General features: G+C 69.8%; 12 protein-coding genes and 1 pseudogene. 5 read left to right on the forward strand and 8 right to left on the reverse strand.

The window, feature by feature from the left end:
• Nucleotides 1–172: 172 nt before the first annotated feature.
• The gene (gene tpg / locus Scani_RS16660; RefSeq protein WP_443098671.1) at nt 173–466 is read left to right on the forward strand and encodes a telomere-protecting terminal protein Tpg; all 294 of its coding nucleotides are present in this window, start codon (nt 173–175) and stop codon (nt 464–466) included.
• 31 nt (nt 467–497) lie between these two features.
• Here the strand turns inward: tpg and Scani_RS16665 are convergent, their stop codons facing one another.
• From Scani_RS16665 to Scani_RS16685, 6 genes are all read right to left on the reverse strand, one after another.
• Nucleotides 498–1,628 (reverse strand): hypothetical protein, encoded by a 1,131-nt coding sequence (locus Scani_RS16665; RefSeq protein WP_246295935.1) that lies wholly within the window; start codon nt 1,626–1,628, stop codon nt 498–500.
• 19 nt (nt 1,629–1,647) lie between these two features.
• Nucleotides 1,648–2,391 (reverse strand): AAA family ATPase, encoded by a 744-nt coding sequence (locus Scani_RS16670; RefSeq protein WP_174872659.1) that lies wholly within the window; start codon nt 2,389–2,391, stop codon nt 1,648–1,650.
• Nucleotides 2,388–3,605: a TnsB C-terminal domain-containing protein gene (locus Scani_RS16675; RefSeq protein WP_246295636.1), complete on the reverse strand. Its 1,218-nt coding sequence runs from the start codon at nt 3,603–3,605 to the stop codon at nt 2,388–2,390. The genes Scani_RS16670 and Scani_RS16675 overlap by 4 nt, the downstream gene beginning before the upstream one ends.
• Before the next feature lie 60 nt (nt 3,606–3,665).
• Nucleotides 3,666–4,208, reverse strand: coding sequence for a hypothetical protein (locus Scani_RS42360; protein ID WP_246295637.1), 543 nt, complete (start codon nt 4,206–4,208; stop codon nt 3,666–3,668).
• Nucleotides 4,162–5,643, reverse strand: a complete 1,482-nt coding sequence (locus tag Scani_RS16680) for an AAA family ATPase (RefSeq protein WP_159471947.1) — start codon at nt 5,641–5,643, stop codon at nt 4,162–4,164. Before Scani_RS16680 ends, Scani_RS42360 begins: the two co-directional genes overlap by 47 nt.
• A gap of 337 nt (nt 5,644–5,980) precedes the next feature.
• A complete protein-coding gene (locus tag Scani_RS16685; protein WP_159471950.1) occupies nt 5,981–6,400 on the reverse strand; it encodes an N-acetyltransferase in 420 nt (139 codons plus the stop codon).
• Nucleotides 6,401–7,586: 1,186 nt separating this feature from the next.
• Here Scani_RS16685 and Scani_RS16690 point away from each other — a divergent pair.
• Nucleotides 7,587–8,243, forward strand: coding sequence for a hypothetical protein (locus Scani_RS16690; RefSeq protein WP_159476457.1), 657 nt, complete (start codon nt 7,587–7,589; stop codon nt 8,241–8,243).
• Between the two features lie 109 nt (nt 8,244–8,352).
• Here Scani_RS16690 and Scani_RS42135 read toward each other — a convergent pair.
• Nucleotides 8,353–8,445, reverse strand: a pseudogene (locus Scani_RS42135) (phosphorothioated DNA-binding restriction endonuclease); the annotation flags it as partial.
• An 89-nt stretch (nt 8,446–8,534) separates the two neighbouring features.
• Between Scani_RS42135 and Scani_RS16695 the strand changes: the two are divergent.
• The 3 genes from Scani_RS16695 (at nt 8,535) to Scani_RS16705 (ending at nt 11,511) form a co-directional block, all read left to right on the forward strand.
• Complete coding sequence (locus Scani_RS16695) at nt 8,535–9,110, forward strand: hypothetical protein (protein ID WP_159476460.1); 576 nt, start codon at nt 8,535–8,537, stop codon at nt 9,108–9,110.
• Nucleotides 9,111–9,182: 72 nt separating this feature from the next.
• On the forward strand, nt 9,183–10,346 hold the full coding sequence (locus Scani_RS16700) for an ADP-ribosylglycohydrolase family protein (protein ID WP_159476463.1): 1,164 nt from the start codon (nt 9,183–9,185) through the stop codon (nt 10,344–10,346).
• 61 nt (nt 10,347–10,407) lie between these two features.
• On the forward strand, nt 10,408–11,511 hold the full coding sequence (locus Scani_RS16705) for a transposase (RefSeq protein ID WP_159476466.1): 1,104 nt from the start codon (nt 10,408–10,410) through the stop codon (nt 11,509–11,511).
• 260 nt (nt 11,512–11,771) lie between these two features.
• Here Scani_RS16705 and Scani_RS16710 read toward each other — a convergent pair whose 3' ends face one another.
• Nucleotides 11,772–12,512 (reverse strand): ATP-grasp domain-containing protein, encoded by a 741-nt coding sequence (locus tag Scani_RS16710; protein ID WP_174872811.1) that lies wholly within the window; start codon nt 12,510–12,512, stop codon nt 11,772–11,774.
• Between the last annotated feature and the right edge of the window lie 166 nt (nt 12,513–12,678).

The following is a 12,678-nucleotide window of genomic DNA, read 5'->3' on the forward strand; positions in this document are numbered from 1 at the left end:
CTTCGGGGTTCCACCCAGAGGGTGGCCACCGTGCTGGGGGTGTCGCAGCGCACCGTGCAGCGGTGGGTGACGAAGAAGCCAGGAGCACGTCGTCCGCCGGGTCCGATGCAGGTCCGGGCGATCGAGGAAGCGGTCCTGGCTCGGTGGCAGCCCCGGATACGAGCCCGTCGGCGTGCCCAGGCCGAGGGCGGAAGGCTTCGTCTTCCATACCAGGGCGCGATTCGGGTTCGCCGCGCCAGCAGGGTCTTCGGATGATCCGCGGGTGCGGTGGATCACCCAGGACCTGCCGGGAGAGGTCGCCCGGGAGCTGTTCGCCGCCTGGGATGCCGGCGCGGGCGAGCAGCAGCAAACGGTGATCCTGGCACGCGCGCTGGGCCACGGCTACTTTCGCGAAGGGGGCCGCCGGGCCCACGGTCTGCACATCGCTTTCAGCGACGTCGAGTTCGCCGACTTCTCGATCGGCTGAGGCTGATTCTTCGAGCGACCGCGTCAGGGGTTCAGCGTCGCGAGGTCCTGACGCGGCTGGCCGGCGTCGCTTCGTACCTCTCGGCTTCCTGCCGCTCGCGCCAGTCCCACTCCACACGGCCGACCGGGCCTTTGCGGCGGGCCGCGGGCGGCTGTGGCGGGCGCAGCCTGGCCGTCTCCGCCACGCGCAGCAGGTGCCCACGGTCGCCTGGCGCGGCGAGCAGCTCCTGCTCCTCGCTGGATACCAGCCGGGCGAAGCAGGCCGCAGCCCGCAGGAAGACGCCCGCCCAGGGCGGTACGGGGTAGGCGGCGCAGCCGTCGGTGTAGCGAGCTCGGTCGTGCAGGGCGAGCGTGGCCGCGGCGTCGTCGTAGTCGCCGGGGCGTGCGGTGGCGGGTTGCTGGAGGGAGGCGCCGGTGGTCAGTGCGGCGGCGACGGCCGCGGCGAGGCGGGGATGTGCGGTCGCCGCGTGCAGCCGGTGGGCGACCTGCTGGGCGATGTGCGCGGTGAGCGGAGCGGGCGGTGGGCGGTGCCGGAAGACGATCGGGGGCGGCGTGCACGGGGCGGCGCAGGGGCTGGGGCTGTCGTAGGAGACGAGGCGGTCCAGTGCGGGCAGGGTGAGCCAGCGGTCTGCCGGCCCGGCGGGTTCGTCTGCCGGCCCGGCGGGTTCGTCTGCCGGCGGGGGTTCGGTGATAGGCATGCCGTAGTAGTGGCGGCGGGCTGCCTCGAAGTCGGCGGTGAGGGCGTAGTCGGCCGTCCGCAGGGCCTGGTGCAGAGCGGCGGGAAGGTGAGGGCGGTGGCAGACCAAGGTCAGGTGGATACCGGTGAGGGCATGTAGCTGTAGCAGGCGCATCGTGCGGCGGGCGGTGAGGCGGTGGGCGCGCAGGACGGTCAGCCGGGTGATGGGAAGGGCGGTCATCCAGGCGGCAGCGGCTTCCCAGGCGGGCTGACGGCCGCCGGGAAAGCGGCCCGGGAGCAGGGGCGGTTTGCCCAGGGCGACGAGAAGGTCGTGGGCGAGGCCGGTTTCGCTGGTGGTGCCCGGGCCGGGGTGCAGGGTGATCCGGCCGGACGGCGGATGGTGGGCGGCCAGGGCGGTGTGCGTGTGGATCGCGTCGTCATGGCGGTCGATGACCACAGCGATAGGCCGGGGCGCAGCGAGAGGCATGGGCATGGCGGTGTGGTGGTCAGGCGAGGCGGCTGAAGGCCCGACGCAGCAGCTCCTGGTCGACGCGGGCGCGGCCGGTGCGGGCCAGTGCGGTGCGGGTGTGGGCGGTCAGCTGGGCCCAGGCGCGGAAGTTGCCGTGCGCGGCGTGGCTGTCGGCGAAGGTGATGTCCTCAGGATCAGCGTCGGCCCAGACCGGGTGGAACAGAGGGATGACGTCGAGGACCTCGCTGGGGGTAAGTCGGGTGAAGTGCTGCCAGATGAAGATGCGGGAGGAGAGCATCGGTTCACGGCGCAGCACGGTGTGGCAGCCCTCCCCGCCGACGAAGATGACCGCGAGCTGAGTGGCGGGTTCGTCCCACAGGTAGCGGAAGTATTCGAACGCCTCCCCGTTGAGCCACTGGGCCTCGTCCACGAGGAACGTGCGGGGGCGCTCGGCCAGGGCCGTCTTCAGCAGCCGGTCGAACTCGCTGGGGTGGCGCGGCGGTTCACCGGCCAGATCGAGAGCGGTGAACAGCTCGTAGCGCACCGCGCGGGCCGTGGGACGGGCCCGGAAGGTGACCCGTCGGACGTCCTCTACGGGTTCGAGTTCGTGCAGGCACGTGTTGACCGCGAGAGTCTTGCCAAAGCCGGCGCCACCGTGGATGCACATCATGGCGCGCGCGGCGACGGTGTCGGCGATGTTCTCCCGGGCGGTGAGCAGGGCCCGGGTGGTGACCACGGACGCATCGGGCAGGTCGACGTACTGGTAAGTGGCCGCGGTCACGAGGCGTCTCCTGCGGGGTGGGTGCCGGGCTCCGGCAGGGTGTCCGCTGGCTCGGCTGGAGCGGGGACGGGTGGAGGTGACGCGGTGCCGGCAGCGAGGGCGGGCGGGGTGCGCCAGTGCGCTGGAGGCGGGGCGGGCGGGATCAGGTCGGGCAGTGCCAGCCGTGCGACGTCGGTGTAGTCGGCGGCGGCGAGTTCACGGTCGGCCTGGGCGGCCGTGACGGCTCCCAGCCGCTGGGCGGGCTCCGCGCTGGTGGTGGGGGCGAATCGCTGGCGGCGCAGGCGTTCGGCGGCCTTCGCGTCGGCGCGCAGGCGCCGGGCGCGCTCCGCACGTGCCTCGCGCAGCGCCTGCAGTTGCTCGGGGGTGGCCGCGTCCGCGAGGTGCGCCGGGCCGAGGTGGCGGCTTCGGGCGTCGCAGACCTCGATCTCGTGGTCGTGGTGCGGCATGTAGCGCACGCGGACCTTGCGGCCGGCCTGGCCGGTCATCCACGCGGCGGTGTAGGTGCGGCCGCGCCAGCTCACGCCGTGGCTGGTCAGCTTTCGGGGCCGGCCGTCGTCCTTGAGGGTAAAGGCCCACAGGTCGGCGGCGGGGATGTCGGTGACAGGGGTCGGATCGGCCTGCCACGCCTCCAGTGGCGTGCGGCCCGACAGGGCTTTCGGGCGATGCGCAGTGTTCCACCAGTTCATCCACGCCAGGACCTCCGCGGTGAAGTCCTGGAACGACAGGGCGGACACCGCCCCTGCGGTACGTCCGCGCCGCTCCGAGCGGGGCCCGGTGGGCCCGGCGGTGTAGCCGGGCAGGGCGGCGAACAGCATCCGGTCCGCAGCCCGGTTGAGGCTCTCCACCGTGCCCTTCAGGTGCGGGCTGTAAGCGGGCAGATCCTTGACCGTCACGCCCATCGCGCCGAGCGCGGTGGTAACGGCGGCCGACAGGAAGTCCTTGCCCCGGTCCACCCTCACCAGCTCCGGCACTCCCCCGGCCGGGCCGTAGGGCTCATCCCGCACCACTGCGGCGCGCAAGGCGGCCAGTACCGACGCGCGGGAGGGATGGCCCGGGGTGACAGCGGTACCGGTGATGACCTTGGTGGCGGTGTCGATGAACCAGGTGATCCACGGGCGCACCAGGTCGCCGTCGGCGTCGACCAGCAGCGGGGCCTGGACGTGGTCGGTCTCCCAGGCGTAGTTGCGCCATGACGCCGGCCGGTTGCCGAACACGTCATGGGCGCGTGCTGCCTCCGGTCCGGTGGCGAGACCGGCGCGCTCCCCGCCGTCAGGTCACGGCGCAGCGCGCAGGAACGTCGACAGGGACGGGAGCGGATCCAGCAGCGGCACCTGCGACAGGGCTGCCCCACCCGGAACAGCCACGATGTCCGGCGGGACGGGCGCGGCAGTGCCGGACGTTTGCGCGCGTACACCTCCGGCCTCGGCTGCGGCGCGCTCCATGAGCTGGCGGTGGACTGCGGAAGCGTTGCCATGCCAGTACGCCAGCAGCACCCGGATCTCCGCGGTGATCTCGAACCGGCCGGTGCGGCGGGCTCCGGGATGCGCAGCCGCCGCCGGGCTCTGGGATGCCTCGGCCAGCCACCGCCACACAGTGCGCTCCGATGCCCCCAGGCACTCCCTCGCCAGCCGCACGTGCTGCCGCGAAAGACCGCCCCGGGCCCGCAGCGCCAGCAGGCGACGCACTGCGGGCGCCCGCAGTGCAACCAGCGACTGCTTCCCGAGCACACCGGCCGGATTCCCCGGCGGTGGCAGCCACTGCCCTCCCGCGTCAACGTCGTGGCCACCGTTGGTGTCCTGCGGTCCGTTGTCCGTCATCGCGCTGTTTCCCTCCTCGCCGAACGGGATGAGGCTCTCTGCCGTCGGAACCGGTGTGCCCCGGGCACGTGAGAGGGCCGTCATGGGTACGGGCCGAGCCGGGCGCAGGCCTGGTCGATCGCCTCCCGCCCCACACCGCACCGGGGTCACGGCCCCGGGCTGCGCAGACATGCGAGGTGATCTTCGCCCAGGTACGGAAGTTGCCGCGGGCGGTCTGCTCATCCGCCCGCCCCAGGTCGACCGGGTCCGCGTCCTCCCACACCGGGTGGAACAGACCCAGCGTCTGCGGCACGTCCTCCGTGTCGAGGCGGCTGACCTGGTGCCAGGTCAGGACCCGGGAACGCATCGCCGCTGCCCGGGCCAGCGCCCGCTCACTGCCCGCCCCGCACAAGACCAAGGCGGCCGCACAGCCCGGCGAGTCCCACAGCTGCCGCAGGTAGTCCAGCACCGGCGGTGACAGACGCTGCGCGTTGTCGAGGAACAGCACACCCGGCTCGGCCAGCGCCTCCGCCAGTGCCTGGTCGGCCGGTCCGGCACGGTGGGTCAGGGACCCCGACGGCAGCCTCAGTGCCTCGCACAACGCGGCCCGCACCTGCGGCAGGCCGGGCCTGACCCCCACCACCGCCCGCCACACCGGCACCCGACCGGGCAGCAGATGCAGAGCCTGCTCGACCGCGACCGTCTTCCCCAGCCCCGTGTCCCCGTACACGCAGCCGATCCCCCGCGCGGCGACCGTGTGCCCCACCGCCTCCACCACCCCGGCCACCTGCCGCGTGGACACCGACCGCGCCCCCGGCGCGTACAGGCGCACCCCACCGGACACCCGGGTACGCGAAGCGGTCTTCACCGCGCCGGGCCGTTCCTCACCACCCGTACCGGACGGCATGGCGTCCGGGCCGTCCACGACCGGCGGACCGTTCGCACCATCTACGAAGCCGAGTTCGGCCGGTGCCCGGTCGTACCGGCTCGGCTCCACCCGGCCCGACGCCGCGCGGGCGACCTGAAGCACCCGGCCCGCCCGCAGCTCGTCCTTCACCGCACGGTGCAGCGTCGCCAAAGACGGCACAAACTCCGCCTCCCAGTGCTCCAGCACGCCCTCGTCCTGCGCCCGGAGCATCCTGCGGCGCAGCTCGGCGACGTTCCCGCCGGCCTGGGTGAGCACCTCCCACAAGGCGTCGCCCACCACGAACCCGCCCTGCCGCGGCCGCGCCTCCACCCGCCCCTCGCGTCCCTCGGCCAGCCACCGCCACACCGTCCGCTCCGTTACCCCCGCCAACCCGGCCGCGATCCGCACGTGCAACGACGACAGACCGCCCTCACCCCGGTCCACCGCCAGCAGCCGCCGCACCACCACCGCCCGCTCCACCCGCCCGGCGTCCGCCGAACCAGCCGGACCCTGCACCGCCTCCCCCACCGGGGTCTGTAAAACCGTCACACGGCCAACCCCACCCGCCCCGGTCACCCACCCGTACAGAAACAGGCAAACCCAACACAGCTGGACCGCGACCTGCTCACCACACCGTGACAGCCACCCGGTCACCCCATGACAGCAACCAGTTCCACGACCCGGCCCCGTGGACCGCTGTCAGCACCCCACCCCGCTGACATCTCCCTGTATTGACCCTGGCTCATCTACGGAAACACCTGCATGCCAGCAGTGGTGGCAACTACCATCCCGGCTCAGCACGCCTCACGTCCGACCGGTCAAACGGCGTCTGCGACAAGAAAGCGTCCCAGCGCCTCTTCGCCAGTCGGAGATGGGGCACTGGCAGTCAGCGACGTATCCGGTGGAGGCGTCGGTCCAGTATTGGCTTGTGGCGTCCGGGCCGACTCTCCAGGATGTGCTCGCATGTTCGGGCTCCTGCCGCGAACTCGGCGCCGGTGTGTGCCGTCATCGCCCGGAAGAACGCCCGACCATCCGGGGACTGGCTGCTGGTAGTCCAGCGATAGCCGGGACCGTTCAGGAGTGCCCTGTCGACGAGGCGTGTGCCGAGACCTTGCCGCTGCACTTCCGGAGAGAGCGAGATTTTCGAGATGACGCCCCGCTCGCACTCGTGACAGACCTTCCACACGAGCCGCGCATCGGATATCCCGTCATGGCCGTAGACGCGAATATCCTGAAAACCAGCAGGCCGCGTCGCGGCGTGCAGCAGAAAAAACCACTCGGTCCCGGACGGCGAAGAAGCATCCACCGCCAACGAAACTCATCCAGCCCGTCAGGTGTCCTCACCGGAGCTCCTTCGTCAGTCCACTGCCGCGTCCGAGTCTCGCGGGCGTCCCTGCGGTTGTCCTTCAAACCACAGGAACAGCCACCTCCACGACAGCCGACCTACCCACACTGACCGGAAAACAGCAGCCGCTTGGTCACCTCATGACAGCAGACCGGGCCGCAAATATCCCCATGACCAGGCACCCAGCATCCCGTCCTGCTGACACCCACCCAATGCCACCAACACGCCCACTCACATGGGAAGCCCTCATCACGATCACTGCGTCCTGGCGCGAAGACCCTGAGCTGCCTGCCTGGGTGCACGAGGTGTTGCCCGTCAAGCCGCGCTGACCGCGACGTCAGGTGGTGCGGGCACCTGCTAATTCACGTAAATCCCCCTTCGCGAACCGGCTGGCCGGAAACCGGGCTCTGATGAAAACGTGGATGAAGATTCGGCTGCTGAAGCGCGCTTGACTGGCTTTATCGAGCAGTAGCGACGGCACTTGTCGATCAGCTTGGGAGGCCCCCCGATCCACGGTCGGGTGATGTTGATGAGTTTGGGTTCTGGCTCAACTTTTGTGGAGCTGTGCTGTGCGCATTCGTGGTCGCGCCGGACCAGCGCTCTGAGCTGGCGGTTCCCCGTGTTCGCCGACCTGATTCACCGAGCGTTGAAGCGTCACCACAGAAGTTGAGCCAGAACCTGAGTTTGGGAGGCACGGTGGCTCTTGCCAGGGCAGCATCCCGCTCAGCTCGCCAAAGTGCCCTGGTGAAAGTACATGCGCCAGCCTGTTTCCGTCATACGCCACAGGGAGCTTTGCCATGCTCGGCGCCCCTTGTTGGCGGCGAAGTACGTCGGGTGAACGATGCCCGGGGCGAGTACGACGCCCGGCAGGAGTCCAGCCGGACCCGTTCGGTACATCGCGTACTGCGATCCCGCGGGCGCCATCGGTTATCTGTGGATGGCGGCGGACGGCTCTGACAACGCCGGTTCCATCCCGAGCCCAGAGCTGGGGTATCGCGCCATCAACGCGCGGGACTTCTGGATCGAGCGCATGCGGGAGGCGAAGGCACGCGGTTTGACGCCAGAGCAGGCGCTGACCTGGCTGTTGGACTCCCAGGTGGGAGGTATGCCTTTCCCGGGCCGAGTGTCGCGCAGGTCCGGAGGAGAGATGGAGACTCTGGAGGCGCTCCGGACCCGGATCAAGTCGTTCCCGGAGGTCAAGGAGCCGCCGTATCTGCGCACTCACTCCTATTCGAGGCGGATTGTCGAATCGGACGGACGGCAAAGGCTGCTCGTACCGAAGATCACCGACGACATGCGGAAGTCGACTGTCCTCGCTCCGGGCAAGCGGATGATCGCCGTCGATCCGGAGTACCCACTCTTCAGCGGCGTCCCCCTCGAAGGGATCGTCGGGGACTGGCAGATCGACCAGGACGGCGGGTTCGGCGACTTCGTCCGTAACCGGCACTACCGCCCCACCCCGACGGCGGTCGGAATGCTTCGGGCAGAGAACACGGTGGAGCGGGCCGTCCAGCTCAGGCTGCTCGGCCGCATTACGGAGGACGAACTTCTGAAGGAGCTGCGCTCCGCTCAGGTCCTGGTCCCCGTGGAGGACGACGGCAGTACGCCGCGCCTCAGGGAGCGCGGCCCCGGAGAGCGCCCATTCTTGCTGATGTACACCGGAGCGCGCCACGCACCGCAGGGCGGGGAGCATTGCCGCTGGATGAACGCCGCGGAGGTGGCGGGTCGCATGATTAATCTCGACATCGAGATCGACGAGGGGAGCGCGGCATGCCTCGACATTGCGGCTTCCAGGTGGCGGTGAGCCCTTTCGGCTGACCCTGAGACGCTATCCGCTTACCGAACGTGATCCTTCGATTCGGCTTGCGCGGGCATGAACTCCGGCTGGCGGCGGGGGAGATAGGGCGGTTCGTCCCGACCGGGTTCCGTCCCAGTGTCCCGTCGTACCCGCACATCGCACACGCGAAGGCATAGGCGCGCAGTACTTCTTCGGCGAATCCTGACCTAGGGCATGGCACTGACAGTGGGGCCGACGCACCGGCTGAGTAAGGTGAGCGATCACGGGAGCAGCCGGAGTGGAGGGGGTGGTAGCGCCATGCTGGAGCCAGGACTGGGGACGCCGGATCCGTTCGTCTCGATGCCCGCGCCGAGTGTGAAAGGGCGTCTCTTCGGCGGCCTCTTCTTCTTTCTGGCGCTCCTCTGCGCCGGCTTCTCGCTGTACAACTCGACGCACGCAGCGGGCCTCGTCGGTCGTCACGGCACGCTCACGGTCGAGCGCTGCTGGATCGACCACGGAAGCCGTCACCACAGCGACAAGACGGTGTGCGCCGGCACCTTCCGCGCAGACGACGGAACGACCGTCGATCACGAGGCGACCATCACGGCAGACCGCGAACGGGGCGACCGCATCCCCGTCCAGCAGACCGTGAGCGGCTACCTCGCCACCGGCTTCGGCGAGATCTGGCGCTGGTGCGCGCCGTTCTTCCTCGGCTGGATCGTCGCCGCGCTGGGGATCCCGTTCGCCGCGACCGGCATCATGCCGAGCAGGGGACAGGCCGTGGCCGTGGGCCGGTTGATCGCCGGAACCCGCGCGAGTGCCTGGATGAAGCGGCTGGTCCTGGGCGGCGCCGGTGGTGCGGCGCTCAGCCTCTACCTGGCCTGGATCTTCTGAGCCGGAAGGCTCCGACCACGCGACCGATCGACGCAATGACCATGAGCACAACCATCAAGTGAGGGAACCGGCTTGAACAGTCAGTCGTGGGGCGACATCGTCGCCCGCCGTGCCCGTGTCCGTGGCTGTCTTCTGGGCGGGGCGATAGGCGACGCCCTGGGATACCCGATCGAGTTCCAGCCGCTGGCCTCGATCCGCAACGGCTACGGGCCGTCCGGGGTCACCGGCTTCCTGCCGGTCGGCGGCGTCGTCCTCGGCCAGGTCTCCGATGACACCCAGATGACCCTCTTCACCGCGGAAGGCCTCATCCGCGCCTACGCCCGCTACGGCCCCGCCACCGACAACGGCATCAGCTCCGCCGGGCCCGTCCTCGTGCGGAACGCCTATCTGCGCTGGCTCGACACCCAGAACCACCCCGCGCCCCCGCCACCGGCCGAACTCGCCCACCACCGCACCGGCTGGCTGCGCCAGCAGACCTGGCTCTACGCCCGTCGTGCCCCCGGCAACGCCTGCGTCTCCGGCCTCCGCTACGAGCACATCCCCGACACGCTCGGCGAGCTCGGAGCGCCGGGGCCGGTCAACCCCGACTCCAAGGGCTGCGGCACGGTCATGCGCTCGGCTCCCTTCGGCCTCACCGGCATGCCCGTTCGCCGAGCCTTCGAATTCGCCGCCCGCTGCGCCCAGATCACCCATGGCCATCCCACCGGCTACTACGCGGCCGGTGCCTTCGCCGCCATGATCGGACACCTACTGGACGGCGACTCCCTCGAAGGCGCCGTGCTGCGCTCGATGGAACTCCTCGCCCGCTATCCCGGCCACGAGGAGACGACGGCCGCCCTCCGCAAGGCGGTCGACCTGGCTGCCGACGGCACAGCGACCCCCGAGAAGGTCGAAACCCTCGGCGGAGGCTGGATCGCCGAGGAGGCCCTGGCCATCGCCGTCTACTGTGCCCTCGCCCGCCCCGCCGACCCGGCACCCCGGCGCACGCGCGTTGAGTCAGCCTTCCTGCTCTCCGTCAACCACTCCGGTGACAGCGACTCCACGGGATCCATCTGCGGCAACCTCCTCGGCGCCCACCACGGCGACCTCGCCCTCCCCCCGTCCTGGCTCACCGCCGTCGAGGGCCGTGGCACGATCACCGAGCTGGCCGACGACTTCTCGGCGGCGTTCCACCCCCTCACCCACCAGCCGTACAACGAGTCGTTCTTCGCCCCCGGGCGCTACCCGAGGAGCTGACGCCGCTCGGCCACGGGCGCCCACCCGGCACCGTACGGCAGTGCCCGGGCATGATGGAGGGGTGCGGCTGGAAGCGACCTCCTGGGAGCGGCTGACCGATGCGCGCGCTGACCGGATCGGAAAGCTGACGGCGGCGGACGGCGGTCCGTGGCTGCGCGTCGCGATCGACGGGGCGCCGACCGCCCATCCGGAAGGGCTGGCGGCGCGCTTGGCGGAGGTCCTGCGGATCCGCGGACGCTCGGTGCAGACCGTCAGGCTCTCGCCGGACGGGCTAGCAGCCGCATCGCGAAACGTTTTCGGGATCTCGGTCAGCCGCAGCACGGTACTGCGACTGGTTGAGGCCCTTCCGGACCCGCAGCCACGGATTCCACGGGTGGTTGGCGTCGACGAATACGCAATGCGTAAGAGCCGGGTCTACGGGACCGTGCTGGTCGATATCGAGACCGGCCGGCCCGTGGATTTACTGCCGGACCGAGAGTCGGCGACGCTCGCGGCTGGGCTCAGCGAACGTCCTGGGATCGAGGTAATCTGCCGCGACCGGGCGCCGTTCTCCGCCGAAGGCGCCAGGACCGGGGCGCCGACCGCCCTCCAGGTCGCCGACCGATTCCACCTCTGGCGCAACCTCGGCGAGTCCACAGAGCGATGCGTATCGCGGCATCGGGCCTGCCTGCGGGCACCGTTCACCGTGCCACCCCGGGAGCCCTCCAAGGCTCCCCAGGCGGCCGACAAACTGTCGACATCACCGTGGCCCACGGGAAACCGGTTCGCCGACCGCACCCGTGAGAAGCACACAATCGTGCACGCGCTGCTGGCCGAGGGCCACAGCCGACGAGCAAAAAGGGATTATCACATGAAAGGTACGGACGTGGCGTCACGGTCATGGGAGCTGAAGAGTGGGGACATCACCCTCGGCACCCTCTCCCTCATCGACATTGACCAGCCCTGGTTCAGGTGCCACTTCACCCCAGGCGAGGGGTGGCAACAAGTGAGGGAACTCTTCGAAGCGCAAGCCGAGGCCGTCGACAGCGGAGACCAGGGACGGATGATCGAGGCTATCGCCGCCATCCGCAACCTTCCCCTTCGACTCCATCCACAAGATGGCGACGAAACCATCACCCCCGTCATGATTCAGATCCGCGGAGACAAGGCGAACTTCCGTTACTGAACACCGCCGTGCTTTGCGTTGAGCGGGCGAGCCGTCCTCATCATCGCTGAGTGGTGAGCGGTCGCGTAAACGCTGAGAAGGCATAGAGCGCCCACTCGCTGCAGAAGCAAGCTGTGCCGAAGCGCGATAGCTGTCACCAAGATCGGTACTGACCTGCGGGATTTGCGTAGGTGGAGCGCAGTAGTTGTCTCCAGATCGGTACGGCACTGGGCACCAATCGTCGGGTCAGCACGGTTGTTGGCACTGATCACGCCTCCATTTCAGCCGGCGAGGTGAGCGTCCTCGATGTTCTGGCAGAACCGGCGGTCTCGCTCCGCCATCTGTGCCCGCGGGCCAGCTGAGCGCAGGACGACGTCCAGGACCCGGTCAGGATCCGCGGCATAGCTGTTGCTGAACCACGCCATGTTCGCCTCGACCACCGCCCACTGGTCCGGAGCGCCGTGCTCAGGTGTGGCCAGGAGCCCGATGTCCACCACCACCGCGCTGGGCAGGCCACCGCCGCGCGTGGCCAGGAGATCGTCCGCGAACTCCAGGACAGCGTCTTCATAGCGGTGCCCGTCCAACCGCTCGGCGTCGAGACGGCCGAAGGTGGCGTACTGCGAACCCGTGCGGACCTCGCCGTCCAGGAGGTACAGACGAAACTCCGCTGCCCAGGTCACCACGTCGCTGATCTGTACTGGCACGTCCAGTGACAGCTCCGGCCCTGTCGGGAGGCAACTACCGCTGGCGTAAACGGCGGCCGGGAAGCTCTTGTCACTCGGCGGCTTGACGAACGCCGGTCGGGACAAACAGCGCGCCTCGCCCAGGGTCGCCATGGCGATGCGCCGTCCGGTGTACTCGTAGGGCAATGTGGCCAGCCAGTCGTCAGATGGCTCCAAGAGCGCGACCTCAAGGGCATCCACGACGCGTGCCGCGAAAGCTGGGCCGCCGTAGTAGTGGCCCCCACACCTCCCCATGGCGGTGCCCGCACCGCCATGGGCGGGAAGGACTTCTACATCCATCCCCCGCCGATGCGCCGACGTCGAGAGCAGCTCGGATGTCGTGGTGTATTGCGGCGCCAACGCCAGGAAACCATGCTCCGTCACGATCGCTGACGATGCCACCGATTCGGCCGTACAGTCCACAGCATTCGGACCCACACCTCGGGGTCCGCAAGCCGCCCAAAGG

Source organism: Streptomyces caniferus (assembly GCF_009811555.1).
Lineage (GTDB): Bacteria > Actinomycetota > Actinomycetes > Streptomycetales > Streptomycetaceae > Streptomyces > Streptomyces caniferus.